Origin of the sequence: Thalassobacillus cyri (assembly GCF_900107755.1) — a bacterium.
GTDB lineage: Bacteria > Bacillota > Bacilli > Bacillales > Halobacillaceae > Thalassobacillus > Thalassobacillus cyri.
In genome coordinates, this window is the sequence record NZ_FNQR01000001.1 from 336,965 (window position 1) to 358,458 (window position 21,494).

The 21,494-nt window shown below is 42.6% G+C and carries 19 protein-coding genes; 13 read left to right on the top strand and 6 right to left on the bottom strand.

The genetic code is table 11. From position 1 onward, the window contains the following. The first annotated feature begins 51 nt into the window (after nucleotides 1-51). The 3 genes from BLV00_RS01575 (at nucleotide 52) to BLV00_RS01585 (ending at nucleotide 3,940) form a co-directional block, all read left to right on the top strand. A complete protein-coding gene (locus tag BLV00_RS01575) occupies nucleotides 52-903 on the top strand; it encodes a VOC family protein (RefSeq protein ID WP_093041564.1) in 852 nt (283 codons plus the stop codon). A gap of 871 nt (nucleotides 904-1,774) precedes the next feature. Further along, nucleotides 1,775-2,233 (top strand): hypothetical protein, encoded by a 459-nt coding sequence (locus tag BLV00_RS01580; protein ID WP_093041567.1) that lies wholly within the window; start codon nucleotides 1,775-1,777, stop codon nucleotides 2,231-2,233. A gap of 6 nt (nucleotides 2,234-2,239) precedes the next feature. Then, nucleotides 2,240-3,940 (top strand): GMC family oxidoreductase N-terminal domain-containing protein, encoded by a 1,701-nt coding sequence (locus BLV00_RS01585; RefSeq protein ID WP_093041570.1) that lies wholly within the window; start codon nucleotides 2,240-2,242, stop codon nucleotides 3,938-3,940. Between the two features lie 143 nt (nucleotides 3,941-4,083). Here the strand turns inward: BLV00_RS01585 and BLV00_RS01590 are convergent, their stop codons facing one another. Both BLV00_RS01590 and BLV00_RS01595 read right to left on the bottom strand, forming a co-directional pair. Continuing rightward, nucleotides 4,084-5,142 carry a YVTN family beta-propeller repeat protein gene (locus BLV00_RS01590; RefSeq protein ID WP_093041573.1) on the bottom strand — a complete coding sequence of 353 codons (1,059 nt, stop codon included), beginning with the start codon at nucleotides 5,140-5,142 and terminating at the stop codon, nucleotides 4,084-4,086. Nucleotides 5,143-5,928: 786 nt separating this feature from the next. Beyond that, entirely contained in the window at nucleotides 5,929-7,611 is a 1,683-nt protein-coding gene (locus BLV00_RS01595) for an amidase (protein WP_245728722.1), read from the bottom strand. A gap of 468 nt (nucleotides 7,612-8,079) precedes the next feature. On the opposite strand from BLV00_RS01595, the gene BLV00_RS01600 reads away from it, so the two are divergent. The 6 genes from BLV00_RS01600 to BLV00_RS01625 all read left to right on the top strand — a co-directional run bounded on the left by BLV00_RS01600 (nucleotide 8,080) and on the right by BLV00_RS01625 (nucleotide 15,728). Further along, on the top strand, nucleotides 8,080-9,624 hold the full coding sequence (locus tag BLV00_RS01600; protein WP_245728723.1) for a pyridoxal phosphate-dependent decarboxylase family protein: 1,545 nt from the start codon (nucleotides 8,080-8,082) through the stop codon (nucleotides 9,622-9,624). Then, nucleotides 9,621-11,366, top strand: a complete 1,746-nt coding sequence (locus BLV00_RS01605; RefSeq protein WP_093041576.1) for an IucA/IucC family protein — start codon at nucleotides 9,621-9,623, stop codon at nucleotides 11,364-11,366. Before BLV00_RS01600 ends, BLV00_RS01605 begins: the two co-directional genes overlap by 4 nt. Nucleotides 11,367-11,388: 22 nt before the next feature. Continuing rightward, a complete protein-coding gene (locus tag BLV00_RS01610) occupies nucleotides 11,389-11,940 on the top strand; it encodes a GNAT family N-acetyltransferase (RefSeq protein WP_093041954.1) in 552 nt (183 codons plus the stop codon). Continuing rightward, the gene (locus BLV00_RS01615; protein WP_093041579.1) at nucleotides 11,915-13,255 is read left to right on the top strand and encodes a lysine N(6)-hydroxylase/L-ornithine N(5)-oxygenase family protein; all 1,341 of its coding nucleotides are present in this window, start codon (nucleotides 11,915-11,917) and stop codon (nucleotides 13,253-13,255) included. Before BLV00_RS01610 ends, BLV00_RS01615 begins: the two co-directional genes overlap by 26 nt. 31 nt (nucleotides 13,256-13,286) lie before the next feature. Next, complete coding sequence (locus BLV00_RS01620) at nucleotides 13,287-15,098, top strand: IucA/IucC family protein (protein WP_245728724.1); 1,812 nt, start codon at nucleotides 13,287-13,289, stop codon at nucleotides 15,096-15,098. Nucleotides 15,099-15,305: 207 nt separating this feature from the next. Beyond that, entirely contained in the window at nucleotides 15,306-15,728 is a 423-nt protein-coding gene (locus tag BLV00_RS01625; RefSeq protein WP_093041582.1) for a DUF2512 family protein, read from the top strand. 90 nt (nucleotides 15,729-15,818) lie between these two features. Here the strand turns inward: BLV00_RS01625 and BLV00_RS01630 are convergent, their stop codons facing one another. After that, complete coding sequence (locus BLV00_RS01630) at nucleotides 15,819-16,568, bottom strand: SDR family NAD(P)-dependent oxidoreductase (RefSeq protein WP_093041585.1); 750 nt, start codon at nucleotides 16,566-16,568, stop codon at nucleotides 15,819-15,821. 101 nt (nucleotides 16,569-16,669) lie between these two features. Next, on the bottom strand, nucleotides 16,670-16,933 hold the full coding sequence (locus tag BLV00_RS01635; RefSeq protein ID WP_093041589.1) for a hypothetical protein: 264 nt from the start codon (nucleotides 16,931-16,933) through the stop codon (nucleotides 16,670-16,672). Between the two features lie 248 nt (nucleotides 16,934-17,181). Between BLV00_RS01635 and BLV00_RS01640 the strand changes: the two genes are divergently transcribed. The 4 genes from BLV00_RS01640 (at nucleotide 17,182) to BLV00_RS01655 (ending at nucleotide 19,633) form a co-directional block, all read left to right on the top strand. Continuing rightward, nucleotides 17,182-17,460, top strand: a complete 279-nt coding sequence (locus BLV00_RS01640) for a GNAT family N-acetyltransferase (protein WP_093041592.1) — start codon at nucleotides 17,182-17,184, stop codon at nucleotides 17,458-17,460. A 22-nt stretch (nucleotides 17,461-17,482) separates the two neighbouring features. Further along, nucleotides 17,483-17,944 (top strand): nucleoside deaminase, encoded by a 462-nt coding sequence (locus tag BLV00_RS01645; RefSeq protein ID WP_093041595.1) that lies wholly within the window; start codon nucleotides 17,483-17,485, stop codon nucleotides 17,942-17,944. Between the two features lie 253 nt (nucleotides 17,945-18,197). Then, nucleotides 18,198-18,989 carry a DUF2935 domain-containing protein gene (locus tag BLV00_RS01650; RefSeq protein WP_093041598.1) on the top strand — a complete coding sequence of 264 codons (792 nt, stop codon included), beginning with the start codon at nucleotides 18,198-18,200 and terminating at the stop codon, nucleotides 18,987-18,989. A gap of 200 nt (nucleotides 18,990-19,189) precedes the next feature. After that, the gene (locus BLV00_RS01655; RefSeq protein ID WP_093041601.1) at nucleotides 19,190-19,633 is read left to right on the top strand and encodes a cell wall hydrolase; all 444 of its coding nucleotides are present in this window, start codon (nucleotides 19,190-19,192) and stop codon (nucleotides 19,631-19,633) included. Nucleotides 19,634-19,766: 133 nt separating this feature from the next. Here BLV00_RS01655 and BLV00_RS01660 read toward each other — a convergent pair whose 3' ends face one another. After that, nucleotides 19,767-20,714: a DMT family transporter gene (locus tag BLV00_RS01660; protein WP_093041960.1), complete on the bottom strand. Its 948-nt coding sequence runs from the start codon at nucleotides 20,712-20,714 to the stop codon at nucleotides 19,767-19,769. A 218-nt stretch (nucleotides 20,715-20,932) separates the two neighbouring features. Continuing rightward, complete coding sequence (locus BLV00_RS01665; RefSeq protein ID WP_093041604.1) at nucleotides 20,933-21,415, bottom strand: hypothetical protein; 483 nt, start codon at nucleotides 21,413-21,415, stop codon at nucleotides 20,933-20,935. Between the last annotated feature and the right edge of the window lie 79 nt (nucleotides 21,416-21,494).

The following is a 21,494-nucleotide window of genomic DNA, read 5'->3' on the forward strand; positions in this document are numbered from 1 at the left end:
TTAGGCATTTTTTAAAAAGAAAATCGAAAAGATATACGAGGAGGAATTCCGTTGTCATTTCATCGTAAACCTATTACATTTGTCAAACATGTCAATATTAAAGTACAAAATTTAGAACGCTCCCTTGATTATTATCAAGAGGTGATAGGGGTTAAGATTTTAGAGCAAACCAATAAAAGAGCTAAGTTAACAGCCGATGGGAAAACCTGTATTCTGTCCTTAGAGCAGCCGGAAAATGCTACAGCAAAGCAAGGAAGGACTAGTGGTTTATATCATTTTGCCCTCCTTGTACCAAGGCGTTCAGATTTAGCAAATATCGTCCACCATTTTATTGCAAAGGGAATTAGAATTGGATCTTCGGACCACCTTGTCAGTGAAGCTCTCTATTTAAATGATCCAGATGGTAATGGGATTGAAATTTATGTGGACCGTGATCCTTCCGTGTGGAAATGGAAGAATGGCGAAGTTGCCATGACCGTTGATCCGTTAGATTTTGCAGACCTGCTTCAGGCAGGGAATTCAGAAGAACCATGGAAAGGCTTGCCTGCCGGTACTGTTATGGGGCATATCCATCTACATGTTTCTCACTTAAAAGAAGCAGAGGAATTTTACACGAAAGGACTGGGATTTGAGGTAGTAAACCGATTTGGCGGTCAGGCTCTTTTCATCTCATCAGGTAACTATCATCATCATATTGGTTTAAATACATGGGCTGGGGTTGGAGCTCCTGAACCTCCAAAAAATAGCGTCGGCTTGGAATCATTTACAATCATGTTACCCGATGAGGAATATAGGAACAATGTGATAGCAAGTCTGGAGAGAGTTGGTGCCTCTGTCACAGAGGAAAATGGAATAGTGACCACAAAGGATCCGTCTGGCAACTGTATTCACCTTGCTGTTTAAGGTGTTCATTTTATTTGCGGCTTATCAATAAATAAGCCACATGTCTTATAGGAAGATAAATGTCGTTCTAAAATATGGAGGCTGGGTGGCACATGTTAAACATGTTTTATATATCTGGTCTGCTTCTTCATGAGCTCTTGGGAGCTGTATCTTCAGCAATTTTATCCTTTAAGGCAATGTAATGGCTAAGGATTGTTGTTTGCTGAAGGAAGCAATATATATTAGTAGATGTGCCAACATCTACGGTTGAGTAATAGAACGGCTCCCTTCAAGGGGGCCGGCTATAGATGAGGATAATCCACCTGAGCCGTGCTAACTCAAGGGTGGATTATTTTTTTGGTTAAACGACAGTATGCCTATAATCAGAGTCGCTAATGCTGCTAAGTAATTGCCTTAAATGATTTTTCTAACCAATCTTCCAAGCATACGTGGAATAAATAGAACGATATCTATAATCGTATGAATTAATGAACGAATGATTCCCATGCTCACCCCTCCTTATCTTATAAGTACAGCTTCCACCAGAAGATCCTGTTCAAACGCTTACTTTTAAGGAAGTTCTTATTTTATAACTTTGATAGAGGAAGATAACAAGAATGTGACTAAAGCACCTTTCATTCAAGAAGATTAATTCAGTTTTAAATCATATAGGTCTAAAAAGAACATTTAATAATAGTATCTCCTTAAAAGCAGATAAATACGGAGGTGTAAAATGGTAACATCCTCTATGTCTTGCAAATGGCCATACACCACACAAATGAATTTTATGGCTGTTGTTGATGCCCTTATTCCATCTAGTGTGATTATGTTCAACTGTGGATGTACAGTTCAACATGGTGGATTGTCTTTGTCTATCTGGGAGTACCTTCTCATGTCTTTAGACAGCTTGCCTGTGCCATTAACAGAGGAAACCTCTCAACTTCTTGACTTATCAGCTTTCTATTTATATAAGAAACGTTATCCATTATCTTTTTTTATCTATCATACCCATACATCCAAGGCACTTTTCTCCACGTTATCAAGGAAAGACCGATTAAGGGCCATCGAACTTTTAGAAAACCTAAAGGTGCCGCTTGATATTTTACCTGTTCCTTATAAGAATAATCCCAGTCTGTTACAGATCATGATTGACTCTTTATATCAATTAACTTTTTTTGGGTATTATTCGGAATGGTATGGGTATGGGGAGACCCGGTTAAATTCACCTGCTTTTCGGTATCTTCGCACCTATCCAGTGAGCTGGACCTACACGGGTTATCCAGGCCCTTCCTTTGGATATAGGGATTTTAGAGGTTTTTTATTAAAAATGGAAGACTTAAAGCAGGAGTGATTTAATATGCAAAAACCGGATGTAATTGTCGTCGGGGCAGGGGGTGGCGGAGCCGTAATAGCAAAGGAACTAGGAGAACTGGGGTTACATGTTCTGATGCTGGAAGCAGGACCATGGTATGGAAATAAGCAATGGCCCCGTCCCAATATTGATAAAGGAGGATTTTGCAGTCGAAGCGTTGATGATTTAGATGTCAGCCTTTTTAAGGAGAGCTACAATAAGTTAGAAAATAATATGAATGATCAGATTGCGGGAAGATTGCGTTGGGGTCCCGCTAACCGGGAGAATCCTCCCTGGAATCGAACTTTTCAACAAAGAGGGTTTGTTTGGCAGAATTCTGGTGTGGGTGGGTCTACTCAGCACTATCTGGCAAACTCTCCCCGTGCCATTCCATCTGCTATTGAGGGACAATGGCCGCTGTCCTATCGTGAATTGATTCCATACTACGAAAAAGTAGAAGCAGAGTTACCAGTGGAATTCGCCCCTACTACTTCAAAGGAAGAATTATTTTATTATGGAGCAAAAAAAGCTGGCTGGAATCTTTTAGCTACTCTCAATGTAGAAACCCCGGGATTTCGAGCTCAGCCCAATGCAATTTTGCCTCCAAATGAAAATCTTCTTCATCCAGCCTACACAGAAGAGCAGTTATCATGGATGGAAGGGTGTACACTTGCGGGCCATTGTATCAATGGCTGTCCCCATGGCCCATCTGTTAGTAAAATTGCTAAGCGTTCCACAAATGTCAGCTATGTGCCTTTAGCTTTAAATACAGGAAACGTGGAGATCCGCCCCAATACTTTTTCCTATCAAGTGATTACAGAAAAACACCCTAAAGAAGGAATAAGGGCAACTGGAGTGAAAGTAAGAAACACATGGACTGGTGAGAGGGAAGAATTATTTGCCGACTGCATCATTGTAGCAGCTGGCGCAATTGAAACCCCCCGTCTGTGGCTCAATTCCTCCTTGCCTTTTAATCCATGGACGGGCAGGGGACTTGTGAATCATGACATGGATATGGTTACTGGAGTTTTTAATGAAAAAGAGCTGCTTTCTATATTAGGGAGTCCTGCAGTAAATCCCTTTGCCGGTCACACCTCTGGTGCCAGGTTAGACTATCCTGGGTTAGGTTCCATACAAATAATTGGGACTAGTCCTGGATTAATGGCGAGCTTTTCTTATGCATTAGGTCATTCAGAAAATAAGAAGTTCCATCATGATAGCAATAATAACCCGTTTAAAACAGGGCGGGTTATTGGAAAAGAGTTAATCGAGTTAATGGCAGATTATCAAAAATCATTAAGTATCTTGATTGTAACGGACGATGAAGTTGATAGGAAAAATAATGTCTCCGTAGTCCCTGCAAACCTGGATGAACATGGAGCCATACCATCAATACGTTATGCCCCAACAAGGAACACCCGCAGGACGAAGAGAGAATTGGTGAAAATAGCAGCAGACATCCTTCTTCAAGCTGGAGCTAGAAAGGTCATCCATTCCCATTGGCCAGACGGTTTGATGATTCACATCATGAGTACAATGAGAATGGGCTATGTCGTCGATGAAAATTGTGAGGCACTTGAGGTAAGCAGAATGTTTATAGCGGATAATAGTGTGCTGACTAATGGGCTGGGTGGAGCAAATCCCACCCTGACAACTCAGGCTTTAGCAACAAGGACGGCTGAGAAAATTTATGAAAAATACTTTTAAGGTTACAACAAATAGAGATATTTTCATAAACATCAAAAAACTTAAAGTGAAGCCCTCTTCTAATTAGGAAGAAGGCTTCACTTTAGTTTATGCGGTAATAAAAGAACAGGAACTGTCTGGATTGTGACAGTTCCTGTTCTTTATTATTTATTTTCAATTGTACTTATAAAGAACGGGAATTTTTTTGTGTCAATGCTATCTACTACTTCATTTTTCGAAGTATTAATAACGGCTACTTTATTTTCCCTGCTCACGGCAACATATGCTTTCTTTCCATTTAGGCTTACTGTGACACCATGTGGGCCGTTTCCAACCTTAATTTCCTTCACTTCTTTTCTTTGTTCAATGTCAATGACGGAAACGAAGTTCGTGCCAATGTTGGCTACATATGCGTATTTTCCATCAGGGGTAACATCGATGACATGATGGCCCGTGCCAGTAGCTATTCGGTCTGTCATTTCACCTTTTTCAAGATCAATAACCCCAATCCCATTGTACTCCGTTAATGTAACGAGTAAGGTATTGCCGCTAATATCCAGGTTATGAGGAGCACCATTTATACCTTCAATCGTCTTCATTACTTTTTGCGTGGAAATATTAATCACAGATACGGAGTTCGAACCAGTATTGGTAACGTAAAATTTATTGCTATCCGGGCTGGCAACGCCATTATGAGGGGATTGTCCAACTTCAATTGTCTTTGCAGCTTCTAATTTTTGCACATCAATAACGGTTACTGTACCATCGCCTTCATTAATGACATACGCCCATTTGCCATCAAAGCTAAAGTTGATTCCTTTTGGGGTCTTTCCGACTGGAATGGTTTTTATGTTTTGTTTCGTTTGCGTGTCAATAATCGATACATTCTCTGAGCCGCTATTGACCACGAAATCATACTTACCATTCGGGGAGACTTCGTTATAGGTTGGGGTTTTCTCAACCTGAATTGTTTTTAAGGTATTGTTACTTTCCGGGTGAATCACCTGCACGACATTGGCATCACGATCATTTACGTATAACATGTGTTGACTTGTCATATGTTCGTCTGGAGTTACCTCTTGACTTTTCACTTTTCCTTCAGAACCTGAGATTGTCGTCTGTGCTTCATTGTTACTACATGCGGAGAGAACTAATACAACGATAAAGAGGAGAAAGGAGGCATTTTTCATAAGATTTCTGTGAATAACTCGGCGTTTTGACATCTGCAACCACTCCTTTTGGAATTTACTGACAAAACTAATGACTCTCCTGTTGATGTGTCTGAAGGTGAAATTGGGTATTCACCTAATTTATGTTTATTTAAACACCAGAGCTTTAATAATTCAACCTTTTCTGAAAATGGAAGGTGTGTACTTTGCTTATCAGGTTACCAGAAAGGTACATGGAGTATCAGGTATAAAACAAAGCCCTTCTAATTTTAATAGATAGAAAGTGCCTGACCCCCAGTGCGTTAATGCATTACTATTTATACTTTCCTTCTTTATAGGGTGGCATTGACAAATTTAAAATGATATAACAAGGTGATGGTTGAAAACACTTAAGGTTTTATATCCTTCATTTTATGGTATAATAATTACAGAAGTAATATATATTAAAAAAGACCGCAGATGCTGTAACATCTACGGTCGAGTAATAGAACGGTTCCCTTCAAGGGGGATCGGCAAAATCGGGATAATCCACCTGAGCCTCTAACTCAAGGGTGGATTATTTTTTTTGGTTAAACGACAGTATGCCTCTGATCAATGTTGCGAATGCGACTGCAAACATCAATGCTTCGAATACTGTCATCAGCACCACCCCCTTTCTTTTGGGGATGTATGCCGACCACCCTTGAGTCACCTATTCTATTACATAACTTCATTATATCATGGATATCTATGCCTTTAGAGGTAATTTCCGGGGATTTCTAATTCCAAGAGATAATAAAAACGGCTTTGGCCCTGGGTAAGATAGGGTCAAAACCGTTTATTTTTGCATAAGTGGTGGTGTTAATTTCCGGTGGGTGCAGCATCAGCTTCTAAGACCGGCACTTTACGATACTGTGTTGCCTGTTCATAATCATATGCCATCCCAAGCAGTTCCGCTTCACTCCACATTTTTCCGAAAAATGCCAGAGAGAAAGGTTTTCCGCTTTGGTAATAACCGGCAGGTACCGTTACCAGTGGCTGACCGCTGATGTTGACTTCCGGTGATGCGGTCGGCTGGTGGATACCTTCGGTAAGCGGCGGGATTTCTGCTGCCATTTGCGGGTAAACGAAGGCATCAAGGTTATGTTTATCCATGACTCCACGGATGATTTCCTGAAAGTTTGCCCTGGCATCGAAAAAATAGCTTAGATCGGGTGCCTGATCCGGAGCTTTTAACTTCGCTTTTAGGTTGGCCTTATTAAAGTTCTGGAGCGGCTCGCCTGCTGCCCAGGGCGCTGTTTCCATTTGCTTGAATAACTCGGGAAGAGAAGGAATTGTTTCTTCCGGATCCATCCGATCGAGATAAGACTGGATATCGCTCACAAAGGCGTCGTAGCCGATGTTCCCGGTGGCTTCCACAAAACTGGCAAATCCGCTTCCGGCGAACGGATCGGTGACGACTTCCGCACCCTGGGCCTCGAGCTCCTTAACCGCACGGTCATACAATTGCTGCGTTTCTGCCGACAATGCTTCTCCTCGCCAGCCGGGTCCGTAGAGGCCAATGCGTTTTCCTTCCAAGGCCCCTTCCGTTAAGTTTCCGGTATAACCTTCCTCTGGCAGTTTGCCTGAGGCTGCTTCGGTTTTAGGGTCATCCGGATGGTTTCCTGCAATGACATCCAGCATAATCGCTGCGTCTTGCACCGTCCGGGAATGAGGGCCAAGTACGTCTCTGGTGCTGGCTGCAAAAGGGGCGGCCCCCGAGTTAGGTACAAGTCCGAACGTCGGTTTGACCCCGACCAATGCCTGAGAAGCGGCCGGGTTTTGGATCGATCCGCCGGTCTCAGCCGCAATACCGAGGACTGCCAGATTACCAGAGACAGCGGTTGCTGTTCCGGAACTGCTTCCACCCGGAGCAAAAGCAGGGTTAATGACGTTCAATGTTTTTCCAGCCCAGCTGGTATTGGCATTCGTTGCCGATATACTGAAGGCAGGCATGTTCGTTTTGCCGAGAATGATCGCACCTTCTGCTTTTAATTTTTCTACAATCGGTGCATCGACTTGCGGCATGATCTCCACTCCGCCCGCTTCCTTATGGAAACCTTCCCATCCGAATGTGGAAGGAAAGCCGGTGACATCCACCGTTTCCTTAAGAACAATCGGAACACCTGCCAGTTTTCCGGGTGAGTCTTCCTTTTTAATCCGGGCATCCATCTCACTTGCCTCTTGCATGGCATGGTCATTGATGAATGTAAAGGCGTTATATGTATCCTCATATTGTTCGATGCGTTCCAGGTGTGCCTGAACGACATCTGTCACTCTAAAAACTCCATTCTTGTAGCCTCTTGTCAGTTCGGCTACGGTGAGTTCCTTGCCATCTTCCAGCCGTTCACGCAAATCCATCCCCTGGTAGGGGAAGTTTTTATGTTCCAGGACTTTTGTATGTCCAGATGCATTCTCCGGTGGGGCAAGGGATGAATTGCCTCCAATAAGTATAGCTGCAAAAGCCAGGATGAATGTAATGACAACGGCATGCAGTTTTTTCATGGTATAACACTCCCTGTCTGGTTACCAAGGGTAGAATACCATAGATTCTTATTCTATTAAATGGTCTATTTGATAGAATGTAAAAGTTTGTATTATAACCTCGACTTGACATAGAAGCCCTCTAAACGAAATTGAAAAAGTCCTCCGTGAGATGAGATACCATCATTTCCATGTGTCCCCCAGCAATCACCCTGGATAATGAAGAAGTTTTCGGAGATAAGCGTATGACTTCTGCAGCCATTCGTCGTTCCATATAGATGTTAAATATTGGGTTATTTTTGTTGAGAAATCCCTATTTTGACAGTGAAAAGGGTGTAATTGATAACGTGTCTCAATTACTATTGACTATGATTATCATTCTCAATTAACATGTTTGTAAGGCTTAATTGAAAATCATTTTCATTTGAGCGTGTTACACAGCCCTAGTAAATTTCCATAGTTAGTAAAAGCAGAAAGGAATGATAGCATTTGGATTTCACTTATGAGCCTATAGCAACAGAGAAAAAGATGTCGGAAGCATCCAATAGAGAGTTTGATCACCTGTTCTTTCACGGTGATAATACGGAGGGCTTTCAACATAACGTTCAGCAGGTGACGGAAAAGCTTGTGGAAGTGATGAAACACCTCGATGAGCCCTATGCCGGAAAAACTCCTGAGACTTTGCAACGGGAGCTGAATAACTTATCTGTTTTCACATACGAGGGAGAAGCCGTTGAAGGATTATTGAATAAGATCGACGACTCCCTATTACGAAGCAATATCCATATTACACATCCAAAATCAATCGCCCACTTGCATTGCCCGCCGCTTGTATCTTCGATGGCAGCGGAAATGATCATCAATACGTTTAATCCATCGATGGATTCCTGGGATCAAAGCCCTGCAGCAACATACTTAGAACAGGAAGTCATCAAATGGCTTACCAAGGGCTTTGGTTTTGACGGTATATCCGATGGCGTTTTTACAAGCGGAGGGACGCAGTCCAATTACATGGGGCTATTGATTGCCCGGGACTCCTTTTGTAAACGCAAGTGGGGGGTGGATGTGCAGAAGCAAGGCTTACCAGATGATTTTAAGCGGCTGCGGATTCTGTGTTCGGAGGAGGCTCATTTTACCGTTCAAAAGTCAGCCTCCCAGCTGGGACTGGGTGAAGCTTCGGTTGTCTCTATTAATACGGATGAAAATCATAAGCTATGTCTCTATGATTTAAAGAAGAAGCTGAAATTAATGGAAGCGGAACAGTTACTGCCATTCGCACTTGTGGGTACATGTGGTACGACTGATTTTGGAAGTATCGATCCACTTGCTGAGCTGGCAGCTATTGCAAGCGAGCATGGGGTGTGGCTTCACGTTGATGCTGCTTTCGGTGGGGCATTGATCCTCAGTCATTCTTATAAAGACAAATTGAAAGGGATCAATCAAGCGGATTCCATTGCAGTAGATTTTCATAAGTTATTCTACCAGCCAATCAGCTGTGGGGCCTTCCTTTTAAAGGACAAACAGGAATTCGTTCATCTTCAGCACCATGCTGACTATTTGAACCCTGCCGAAGATGATGAAAAAGGAATCGTACATCTTGTAAACAAATCGATCCAGACGACAAGGCGGTTTGATGCACTGAAACTATTTTTCTCCTTAAGAATGGTAGGGACGAAGCAATACGGTGCCATGATCGACCAGACGATCGCGCTGGCAAAATCTGTTGCGAGCTATATGGACGGTTTAGAGAATATCAGAGTGATACATGCTGATCCGGAGTTGAATACGGTTGTCTTCCGGTATGAACCTACTGTTCCCTCAGTTGTGGATGTGAACCAGGTGAATCTATCGATCCAGAAACATCTCCTTTATGGGGGCAAGGGTGTTATCGCTAAGACGATGGTAGAGGAGGAAGTCTGTCTTAAATTTACACTCCTTAACCCCAGGACACAGCTTGCTGATGTAAAAGAAATCTTAACAGACATCGAGGAGATTGGAGAAGCGGAATTAAAAGAATGGAGGGTTTCTGTATGAAGAACGTACAGGTAGTTGCTGAAAATGCGACGATGCAAAGCTTCTTGAATTGTTATCTCAAAGAAACAGGTAATTTTCATATTGAATCTGCCAATGGAACAGTAAAAAAGATTACCTGTCCCTTATCCAATCAGGGAATTGACTTGACCATTGATGTGAAATACTGGTCTGAAACAGGAAGGCATCTATTTGAATTCCCCCTTTATTACCAAACAGGAAAAGAAACGAAGCCTATCGATTATGTCACATTAGCTGCACTGATTACTAAAGAGTTAGCCCTGATGCACAATCAGGTGGATGCAGAGGATGAACTGATCCTAAGGGTGATTCTCAGCTGTAAAAACTTAAAGAAATACCTGGAGCATCGTTTGCGGGATTCCAACCATTTAAGCAGCAATGAATTTAATTATATCGAAGCGGAACAATCGCTTATCTTTGGCCATTTGCTTCATCCTACTCCAAAAAGTAAGCAAGGGATTACAGAAGAAGAGGACAACCGGTTTTCACCCGAAATGAATGGGAAATTCCAACTTCACTATTTCCTGGCTACCGATACGCAAGTCGTACAGGACTCTTCGCTGTCGGTCTCTGCTCAAGATATCATCCAGGGCGAACTGCCCAAGGAAGAATTAGTCACTGATGAAGCGGGCGCTCTCATTCCTGCCCATCCGTTACAAGCGAGGGCCCTTTTGAAAAAAGCATCCGTACAGCAGATGCTCAAGGAAAATAAATTGAAATACCTTGGACCACTCGGATCCGAGTTTACAGCAACCTCTTCCTTTCGTACTGTTTACAGTCCTGAATCGAAATATATGTACAAGTTTTCCGTCCCGATAAAGATTACGAATTCGCTCAGGATGAATCAACAGAAAGAACTGGACAGGGGGGTGGAAGTGTCGCGGTTGTTACAGACCGCTCTTGGCGATGATCTGAAACGTAATTTTCCAGATTTCCATGTCATTTCAGACCCGGCATATATACGTGTGGATATACCTGGGGAAGAGGAGGTATCCCTCGATTGCATCATTCGTGAAAACCCGTTTTATGGGAATGATTCCGATGCCATTTTAGCCGCCGGGCTGGGACAAGACCACCCTTTTGGAGAGCAGTCTAGACTGTACAGCATCATTCACAGAATCGCAGAGAAAGAAAATAGATCCTTACAAGCGGCGAGTGAAGATTGGTTTAAACGCTATCTGTCCATCACACTCGATCCAGTGTTATGGCTCTATGAAACGTATGGCATCGCGCTCGAAGCGCACCAGCAGAATTCAATCGTGCAACTGAAGGACGGGTACCCTGATTCCTTCTATTATCGCGATAATCAGGGTTACTACTTCCGCGAGAAGAAGGCAGATGAATTGCGTCAACTGCTGCCAACGCTGAACGAGAAAAGCGATACCATTTGTACTGAAGCAATTGCGGAGGAAAGGCTTCGGTATTATTTCTTTTTCAATCATTTGTTCGGGGTGATCAATGGTTTCGGTGCCAATGGACTGATAGCTGAAGAAGATTTGTTACGGGTGCTGCGTGAGCGACTGGAGACACACCATAAACAAGCGGGTGATGCAAAGCCGTTGCTGCACAGTCTATTAACAAATGAAAAACTCCCATCCAAAGCTAATCTGCTGACCCGATTCCATGATATGGATGAGCTTATTGGTTCGTTAGAGACGCAATCCGTCTATACGATGGCAGCTAACCCATTAGTACAAAAGGCAGGTGTTACGAGTGAAACCTAAATGCATGACGATTGACCCGGACTTGGAGAGAGAAATTGTGTTTCGTGAGCTGGATTACGACAAGGATCTGACCAACGTTTTTTTATGGATGCATCAGGAGCATGTCATTCCTTATTGGCAGTTGAATCTTCCGTTTGTGCAATTTAGCAGCCATTTAAAACAAGCATTGGAAGATCGCCATCAAACCCTCTATATCGGCGAGATTGACGGTCACCCGATGAGTTATTGGGAGGCCTATTGGGTAAAAGGGGACGTTGTGGAAAGATGCTATGAGGCAGGATCCTTCGATCAGGGTGTCCATTTATTAATAGGTGATTCAGACTATCTTGGTAAAGGTTATGCACTCCCCTTATTAAGAGCGATGGTTGGTTTCCAATTCCAGCATGCAAAAACGAAAAAAGTGGTCGCAGAACCTGATATTCGGAATGAGAAGATGATTCATATCTTTAAACAATGCGGGTTTGAACCGGTAAAGCCTATCGAACTTCCTGATAAAACGGGCTTGTTGATGTTTTGCACACGGGAAAATTTCGAAAAGAGGTGGTCGTATGACGGATACTATCAACAAGTCTGAGGTTTACGATGTGATCGGAATCGGTGTCGGTCCTTTCAACCTCGGTTTTGCAGCCTTAGTCGAAGATGTTCCTGAAATAAATGCCTTGTTTTTTGAAAAGAAAACGCAATTCGACTGGCATCCCGGAATGTTGATTGAGGGCACCACGTTGCAGGTTCCTTTTTTAGCTGACCTCGTAAGCATGGCTGATGTGACAAATCGCTATAGTTTTCTGAATTACTTACAGACTCACAACAGACTCTACCGTTTTTACTTTCGCGAAGACTTCCATATTCCTAGGAAGGAATACAATCATTATTGCCAATGGGTGACCGGGCAATTGGATGCTTGTAAGTTCGGGATGAATGTAAAGCAGATCGATCTGCGAGACTTTGAGGGAGAAAGTTTGTATGAAGTGGTGGTTGAAAATGAACATCATCCAGAGGAAGAAAATCGCTATTTAGCAAGACATATTTTGATGGGGATCGGTACGGTTCCGGCTGTACCAGAGCAGTTTCAGGATGCTTTGGGAGAGAAAGTCTTCCATACGGCGGATTATTTATATAAGAAAGCGAATTGTGCGGACGCAGAAAGGATTGCGGTTATCGGTTCCGGGCAAAGTGCGGCTGAAGTATTCCTGGACTTGTTGGAAGATCAGGCGGCTCATGGGTATTCGCTGCATTGGTATACGAGGTCCAAAGGATTCTTTCCGATGGAATACTCTAAGCTTGGTCTGGAACATTTTTCACCGGATTACACCTCTTTCTTCTATCAGTTGCCGCAAGAGAAAAAAGATCAGCTGCTAGTGGATCAGGACTTATTATATAAAGGAATCAGTGCGGATACGATTGCAGATATTTATGAACGTTTATACCAGTACAGTATAGGAGAGGATGACCCTGACATCCACTTGCAAGCCATGTCAGCTATCGACCGCATCCAGCCTCTGGGTAATAAATGGGAGCTTCGTGGCTTCCAGCAGGTGAGTGAAGAGGCGTTTATGGTCGATGCCGATGCAGTTGTGTTAGGGACCGGTTACAAACCGAACCTGCCGGATTTTCTCACGCCGCTCCATGATTTTATTTCCTTGGATCAGCAGGGACGGTTTCATATCACCGAAGATTACCGGCTAGTTATTCATGGCACCGAGCGCAACCATATTTATATTCAAAATGGGGAGCTTCATACCCATGGAGTCGGGGCGCCGGATCTCGGACTCGGCGCTCATCGTAATGCTGTCATCATCAACGCCCTGGCAGGGAGAGAGGTTTATCCAGTGCGATCGATCAACATCTATCAATCATTCGGAGCGCAAAACCAACCGGTCACTAATTAATTCATCATTATCAAGGAAAGAAGGGATTTCATTGTATTCAAACTATCTGAAGCAATACTTCAATCAGGAAAACTGGGTAAAAGCGAATCAGCAATTGCTTGTTAAAATGCTGGAGGAATATGTGTACGAAGACATGATTGATCCAATCATGACAAACGAGCACGGAAAATGGAATGAATATGAGCTATCAATTACTGACCGTAAACATTATTCCTTTATTGCCAAAACAGACTATTTCGATGGGGTGAAAGTGAAGGCTGATTCGGTTTATATCGTAGAAAATGGAGTGCGCGCTGAAGGTAATGATGCCATCCAGTTCCTGCTCGATATACAGCCGATTATCGGGATGTCAGCTGAGACAGCAGGTCATTTGATCAAAGAGTTGAACAATACCCTTGTGGCAGATATGCATTTACTTGGACAGGACTCCAAAACATCGGATGAATTGATTCATGAAGATTATGCCTTATTGGAAGGGCATATGAGCGGGCATCCCTGGATTACTTATAATAAAGGCAGAATTGGATTCGGTTATGATGATTACGTGAAGTTTGCACCGGAGATGCAGAAAGAAACAAAGCTGTTCTGGATCGCCGTTGATAAAGATCGCGCTTCCTTCCAATCGACAGAGGATACCAACTATTACAAGCTATTACATGAAGAATTGTCATCGGAAGAGAAGCAACAATTCAAACAAGTCTTGCAAGAACAGGAAGTAGATCCGCTGGAATATTTCTTCCTTCCCATCCACGAGTGGCAATGGGAAAATGTGATTATCCAGCAGTACGCTCAGGATTTATCCAACAGGAAGATCATCCCATTGGGAGAAGGAAAGGATAATTATCTGCCGCAACAATCGATCCGGACCTTCGTAAACCGAAGCCATAAGGATAAACATCACGTGAAAGTTCCGATGAGTATATTGAATACGCTGGTTTATCGGGGGCTGCCGGCAGAAAGAACGCTGATTGCCCCGAAGATTACAGAATTCATCAAAGGTATCTATGAACACGATTCATTTTTGAAAGAAAAATGCCGTGTCATACTGCCTGGAGAGATTGCCAGTATCAATGTCGATCAAAGCCATTATCCAAAGCTTGAAAATTCCCCGTATCAATACATGGAAATGCTGGGTGTCATATGGAGGGAGAGTATTTACACCTATTTGGATGGTGAAGAAAAAGCAGTGACCCTGGCTGCATTATTACATGAAGATAAAAATGGCAAGCCTTTTATCATAAGCTTGATCGAGGCCTCTGGAATGGAGCCGGAAGAATGGCTGAAGGAGTTTTTCCAGGTTGTCATGGATCCGCTTTTACATTATTTATATCAATATGGAACGGTGTTTTCTCCTCATGGACAGAATACGATTTTAGTCATGAAGAATTTCAGGCCACACCGTCTTGCTGTCAAAGACTTCGTAGATGATGTGAATATTAGCGACCAGCCATTTGAAGAATTATCCGTACTGACACAAGAGCTCAAAGATGTGTTAAGAAGCGAGCAACCGGAAGGATTGCTGCAATTCATTTTCACCGGGTTATTCGTATGTCATCTCCGATATATGGCTGACCTCCTGGACAGGAATGAACGTGTAACAGAGGATAGATTTTGGGAGCACCTGGCCAATACCATCATAAGATATCAGGCTAGTCACCCTCACTTGAAAGAGCGCTTCGAAATCTTTGATTTTTTCAAACCGGAAGTTACTAAACTGACACTGAATCGTAACCGGATGGTGGATTATGGCTATGGTGATGGAGATGACCGGCCTCATGCTTCCGAATTTGGCAGCGTTGCCAATCCGCTTGCACGATTTGCCCGGGAAGTTCATTTATCCTGAGATGATAATTCGTATAGAAAGATTGTTTCGGCTTGTAGAAAAAACCATCTGGTTTTTCTGCAAGCCTTTTCTAAATCCTGAATGTCATTCTGGTTTGTGTAGGTGTTAGTCCTTAAAAAGGAATGTAAGGTATTATTGGTTTCTTACGGAAGAATTATAAAGCGTAACAAGGAAACACTATGACAATATAAAGGAGGTAATCTGTACATGAGTAAAATGAACTTTTCCATGCTTTTCAATTTGAAAAAACCGCAAAGACAGCTGATCAACAGTTTGTTTATCAAGCTGATTCTGATACCGATTGTACTGTTTATAGGCATGTTTAGTACCGAGCATATCGAATATGGTGCGCTTTGGCAGCCGGTAGTTTTGAGTATCGTGCTAATCGTTGTGGGAATTAGTATGGAAAAAATGGTGTTAAGTAAAGAAACATTGGGCGCTAGTGTCTTTATGGACTTTATCGTTTCTTTGTTGATTATTTTGGCTCTATCCAATTGGTTTCCAAACGCAATGGTAACGTTTATTGGGGCGTTCACTTTGGCGGTAGTGTTAGGAACGAGTGAATATTTTTTGCATCGCTTTTTACTTGCGTTACGTAATAAAAGTAATTCGGTATCGATAGAGCCATGAGTTTCCTCCTCTTTCCGGGGAAAGGTCCCAGCTGTTGTGGTAAAAGGAAATAGGCAAACGCCTATAAACTGGCGTTTGCCTTTCATCAGGTTATTTTGTGTTGGTAAATCCACCGTCAATCCGGATGACTTCCCCATTGATATATTCTGCTTTGGAAGTTAAGAGGAACGTAACAAGCTCAGCCACTTCTTCCGGTGTTCCCAAGCGCTTTTGGGGAATGCCTTGTTCCGCATTTTCCTTCATTTTTGGATTAGCATCAAAATAGGACTTGACCATTGGTGTTTCCGTAGGTCCTGGAGCAACGGCATTGACGCGTAAACCGTCTTTCGCATACTCAGCAACCAAACTCTTCGTTATCCCGACGATGCCATGTTTGGTGGCAGAATAAGTGACTACCGTATCCTGACCGATGACTCCGGCGCTGGAGGCTGTATTGACAATAGCGCCACCGCCATTTTTCACCATCACTTCAGCGACATAGCGGACACCATACAGGGCACCCATCAGGTTGATGCCGACAATTTTTTCAATTTCATCAATGTCCGTTTCAAGGTAGTAAGCTCCACTGCCCGAAATTCCTGCATTATTAAAGAAATAATCGATCGTACCGAATTTCTCGACGGTTTGGTCAACATAATTCTTCACTTCATCGGCTTTAGAGACATCCGCTTTAATAAAAATAGCTTCAACACCGGATTTTTTCACCATCTCGACCGTTTTATTGCCGCCTTCTTCATCTATATCAACAACAACGATGTTCACTCCTTCTTCTGCTAAACGGAGTGCTGTGGATTGGCCTAAACCGCTGCCTCCACCGGTAATAATCGCAACTTTACTCATGTGAAAAACCTCCTCTATACGTAGTTATTAGTCTTATATCTTAAAGTCACATTTTTCGTTTAAATTTTAATGACACACGAATAAAATTCCACACTTGATCTTTATTGAAACATTGGCCGAATCCTGTCTAAATCATTCATAAAGAGGCTTAACTCTTCCTGACTTAATTGGATCAGTAATTGATCATTCAAGGACAGCACCTGGCCATCTGAATCCTGTGTATGTTGGTTCAGATATTCATAAATCATTTGGAACTGATTTTTATTAAAGCTGGATGTAGTGGTATGCTGCTTCACTTGCTGCAAGATGAATGTGTCATTTAATTGATCAAAGTTGCCAGATAGGATTTCTCCTGTAAATTCCATCTTCCCACTCCTTTGGTATTCAGCAGTTGAAGTTAGTTTATCCTTAATCTTTTCGCTTATCAGGACAAAAAAATAAATGTTGCTCGATTGCATGCATGGTAACAATCGTTTTTGAGAAACATATTGATTAGGTTTATAGGGGAGAAATGCTATCATTTGTATATAAGCATAAATCTTATATCAGCTTTTTACAGTCTATGATGCCGCAACTTAGAAAAGCTGGTTCCATTAAAAGAGGAGGTATTCACATGACTACAATCAAACAAGGTGATGGAAAATTTTATGTCGGTGAAGATGAGCAACATCCACTGGCGGAAATTACTTTTCAGGAAAAAGATCATTTAGTTGTAGACCATACATATGTTTCGGAAGAGCTCCGGGGTCAGGGGATGGCCGCTAAATTAGTTGAAAAAGTGGTAGGATATGCCAGGGACGAACAGAAGAAGATCGATCCCAAATGCGACTACACGGAAAAGAAACTTAAAGAAACCCCTGAATATCACGATGTTTTGCTGGAAAATGACTGATCAGGAGAATAGAGGGGAGAAAATGGATCAATTCATGAAACGAGCGGTCGATTTGGCAGTGGCGAACGTAAAAGAAGGAGGCCAGCCTTTTGGCGCTGTGCTTGTCAGGAATGGTGACATTGTCGCTGAAGGAGTGAATGAGCTGCACAAGCAGTATGATGTGAGTGGACATGCGGAACTGCTTGCCATCCGGCGGGTACAGGAAGAATTGCAGACGAACGACCTGTCCGGCTATACAATGTATGCCAGTGGGGAGCCTTGTCCGATGTGTCTTACAGCGATGTATTTTGCAGGAATAGAAGATGTCTATTATTGTGCTTCTGTGGAAGAAGCGGTGGAAGCGGGATTAGGCAAGTCGAAGCAAGTCTATGACGATTTGCAAAAAACAAAAGAGGAACGTTCACTCCGGATGCGGTATTTGCCTTTGGACGAAGGGCAAACCGATCCAATGAAGCTTTGGAAGGAGTCGTCATCGGAACACTAAGGTACTGCCATCCCCTCAGAGTACAGATGAAAATCTGCCAGCTCTGAGGGCTATTTCATTTTAAGGATATTATTAAAAGAATTTTGCTAAAAAAGAGAGACAATCCGATGATATAAACTGGGCTCACTCATTGGATTTTCCATTTGTATTAACTAACAAACCAGTTAGTAAACGTGTTTTGAATTAATCTTGTACTTAAAATGTAGGGAAGCGAATATAATCTCATTGGTGAAGACTCAGGGGAGGGATTATATTGGCGAATCAATTTGTAACTCGGTCACTTGATGAAATCCGTTTCTGGTCCAGGATTATGAAAGAGCATGCTTTATTTTTAAGTCTTGGATTCAATTTTGATGACAAAAAATTAATCCAGGAGGCACAGCAGTTCATTGATTTGTTTGAGAAGATTGAACAGCAGTTAAGTAATTTTAATGCAAACTCAGACCCTCAGCAAATCGCAGCTTTTAATAATCAAGTCCATCAAGCAGCTCATGCGATATGGGCATATAAACGAAAGGTCCTCGGGCTGACACTGCGATGTGAAATCCGATCCAACAATTATCCTTTGTTGCTGGACCATACTAGTCGAGAGGCAGCATATTTCGGGGAGCGTCTAAAAGAATTGAATGAAGGTAAATTACAACCTACTCCAGCCAAAATCATTAAAGAGAATGTATTCTTTTTAAGATTAATGGCAGACCACTCTAAGTTTATCGGTCATCTCCTTGATCCCTCCGAAAGAAAATTGGTTGATCAAGCACGGGAATTCAGTCATGATTTTGATCAATTGGTTTTTCAAGCAGTTGACTTGGATTCCATGCGGCCTCAATCAGAAACGCAGCCATTATTAGATAAATTCCTTGATGAAAACCGCGTCTCGGTTGTTGCTCTGCGGGATTTTAAGAAAACAGCACGTGAATTGATCGAAGCGTGCAGAATCAAAAGTAATATTCATCCACTTCTAGCTGACCATGTATTCCGGGAAGCGGAAAGGTTCCTGCATATTATAGATATGTTCGAAGTTAGTCTAGGGTCAGATCATTAGCTATTATGGTACCTATGCGTTCTAAATACTATCACAATTCTTATTTCATTTAATGGAAATATATTTGTTTCATTTTAGGGACGATTCTCCATTACGAGATAGTCGTCCTTTTTGCTTTGAAATTGGACAGTTTAGTGGAATAAAGGTATAAAAAGAATGACATTCACTTTTTTTTCATACAATGTCTTTGGGGTGAAAAAATGCCAAGAGTAAAATACAAGGATTCAGATGTTGCCTTAATGGCAAGGATGATGAGAGCAGAAGCTGTAGGGGAAGGAAAACAAGGAATGTTGTATGTCGGCAACGTCATTGTTAATCGTGCGAAAGCGGCTTGTTTAGACTTTAAAGATGTAAGAACAATTTACGATGTCATTTTTCAAGTGCAGGGAGGAAATTATTCTTTTGAAGCTGTTCAAAAAGGCAACGTATTTTATAACAGGGCGAGATCTGTAGAAAAAAGATTAGCCAAAAAGAACTTAGATTATTGGAGGCAGCATCCAGCAAAGTATTCGCTTTGGTATTTTAATCCATACGGTCCATGCCCTCCAACATGGTACGGTCAACCTTTTGCAGGTCAGTATAAACAACATTGTTATTATGAACCAGTAGCTGATACATGTGACAGTGTATATATCGGAGGTTAATCATACGCTTTTTTATTGATAGACTGTATTGGTAAATTACGAATAAAGAGGGAACTTCCGCTGTCAGGAAGCTCCCTTTTTTATGAATAGCTTACTTCTGTAAAAAAGTTACAGCCCCCAGAGGTCCTAACCATCAGCCAGCATTGATGGACTTTTTAGTGTTACGTTTTTTCCTGGTGGAAGGCTCTTTACTCCATGCTAAAAACAGCGTCATCGTGATAATGCTGGCAGTTCCAACCCATTGGAAAACTCCAAAAGGCTCGTGCAGCCAGATGACTGTCGTCAGCACTGCAGACAAAGGCTCCAGGCTGCCCAGCAGGCTTGTCTCCTGTGGAGAGAGGCTTTTTAGACTTTCGATATAGAACCAGAAGGCTATCATCGTACCGAATATAATGACAAATATAAGGTAGCCATAAACTTCCGCCGAGAAAGTGGAAGTATCCACTTGCCAGGGAGGATGAATGAAGCTTAAGGCGAAACCGCCGATGACCATCGCCCAGCCAACAACAGTTAGAGAGTCGTATAGCTTTAGCAATGGGACAGCATACAGCGTGTAAAAGGCTAATGCTACTCCCGATAAAATCCCCCAGATGATTGCCGGACTAGGCACCGATAGCTGGGAGACGGAGCCGTTTGTCAATAAGAAAAAGCACCCGATTAACGTGAGCGAAACGGTCACCATATCACGCCCGGTCAATACAGTCTGCCGGCGTAGCAGCAAATAGATGATAATCATGGCCGGTGCCAGATATTGCAGCAGCGTCGCAACGGCGGCATTTCCATGATTGATGGAAGCCATGTATGTATATTGGACACCGAGCATGCCGAGCAGACCGAAGATGATCAATTGGAGGGCTGTTTTTTTATTCTTCCAGACGGCGAAGACCTGGGATCGATCTTTCTTAAAATACTGGACGGCTAATAGCAGCAAGCCGGCGATAAGCAGGCGGATTGTTACCAGCCAATTGACATCGATTTGATAATCCTGAAAGAGCTTTTGGGAGACTGTACCACCGACGCCCCAAAAAGTCGCCCCGGTGATCACAAGGAGAAAGCCGGTGCTTTTAGCAGATCTATCCATCATGGACTCACACCTCTAAAATAGAATGATAATGCTATCATAAAGGAAAAGCAGGTGGATGCCTACCTGGTATGGAGGAAAATTTGAGGCAATGGGCAGAGGAAGGGGAAGCTTGTACGATAGATCATAAAAGAAAGTCCAGTGAGCGAACTGGAGTAAATATGGGGGGAAACACTACCTGCTTTTTTGGGGGAGGATTTAAACGTGTGGTTGTCTAATCATTCATAACTGGCCCCTCCGTTCTCTTGGCCGCTTCCATCAGGGACAGCCATCCCCATATTCTGTACCGCCTCTTTTGCCTGGCTTAAATAAGCCTTCGCATATTCCTGCCATTGCATTGCGGTTTGGACGGCTCCTTTATATTCAGCGTTTATATTTTCCTCCATCACTTGTAATCCTTTGTCTACCGCTTCATCCCGTTGGGCGGCATTATTAATACAAGCGCTTAAAGTATTAATAATAGTCTGCTGCTGTTCCCCGTTTACAAGTCGCTGGGCGGATCCTGTAGCGGTTACCCGATGATAAGATGCAGGAATAAGCTGACGATGCATATCATTGAGTCCCGTTAAATTCTGGGTTTCCGGGATGTGATATAGTTCGGAAGTGTAGGAGCAAACCATTTGTTCTGCATATAAACTTTGCTGCAGCAAAGTCAGTACTTGCCCCCAGTTGTTCACGCGATAAAAGTAATACGGATACATAAAGCCATCTCCTTTTTATCAATGTTTAGCATACCCACCATCATAGTTATGAGACAGCAGTGAAGTTCATGCTTAATAC

Bases quoted from the DNA above. Each gene is read 5' to 3' on its own strand.
- BLV00_RS01595 (WP_245728722.1), bottom strand. From the start codon at position 7,611: ATGAAAAAACTGCATGCCGTTGTCATTACATTCATCCTGGCTTTTGCA.
- BLV00_RS01585 (WP_093041570.1), top strand. From the start codon at position 2,240: ATGCAAAAACCGGATGTAATTGTCGTCGGGGCAGGGGGTGGCGGAGCC.
- BLV00_RS01645 (WP_093041595.1), top strand. From the start codon at position 17,483: ATGGATCAATTCATGAAACGAGCGGTCGATTTGGCAGTGGCGAACGTA.
- BLV00_RS01640 (WP_093041592.1), top strand. From the start codon at position 17,182: ATGACTACAATCAAACAAGGTGATGGAAAATTTTATGTCGGTGAAGAT.
- BLV00_RS01625 (WP_093041582.1), top strand. From the start codon at position 15,306: ATGAGTAAAATGAACTTTTCCATGCTTTTCAATTTGAAAAAACCGCAA.
- BLV00_RS01665 (WP_093041604.1), bottom strand. From the start codon at position 21,415: ATGTATCCGTATTACTTTTATCGCGTGAACAACTGGGGGCAAGTACTG.
- BLV00_RS01615 (WP_093041579.1), top strand. From the start codon at position 11,915: ATGACGGATACTATCAACAAGTCTGAGGTTTACGATGTGATCGGAATC.
- BLV00_RS01590 (WP_093041573.1), bottom strand. From the start codon at position 5,142: ATGTCAAAACGCCGAGTTATTCACAGAAATCTTATGAAAAATGCCTCC.
- BLV00_RS01635 (WP_093041589.1), bottom strand. From the start codon at position 16,933: ATGGAATTTACAGGAGAAATCCTATCTGGCAACTTTGATCAATTAAAT.
- BLV00_RS01655 (WP_093041601.1), top strand. From the start codon at position 19,190: ATGCCAAGAGTAAAATACAAGGATTCAGATGTTGCCTTAATGGCAAGG.
- BLV00_RS01580 (WP_093041567.1), top strand. From the start codon at position 1,775: ATGTCTTTAGACAGCTTGCCTGTGCCATTAACAGAGGAAACCTCTCAA.
- BLV00_RS01630 (WP_093041585.1), bottom strand. From the start codon at position 16,568: ATGAGTAAAGTTGCGATTATTACCGGTGGAGGCAGCGGTTTAGGCCAA.
- BLV00_RS01660 (WP_093041960.1), bottom strand. From the start codon at position 20,714: ATGGATAGATCTGCTAAAAGCACCGGCTTTCTCCTTGTGATCACCGGG.
- BLV00_RS01605 (WP_093041576.1), top strand. From the start codon at position 9,621: ATGAAGAACGTACAGGTAGTTGCTGAAAATGCGACGATGCAAAGCTTC.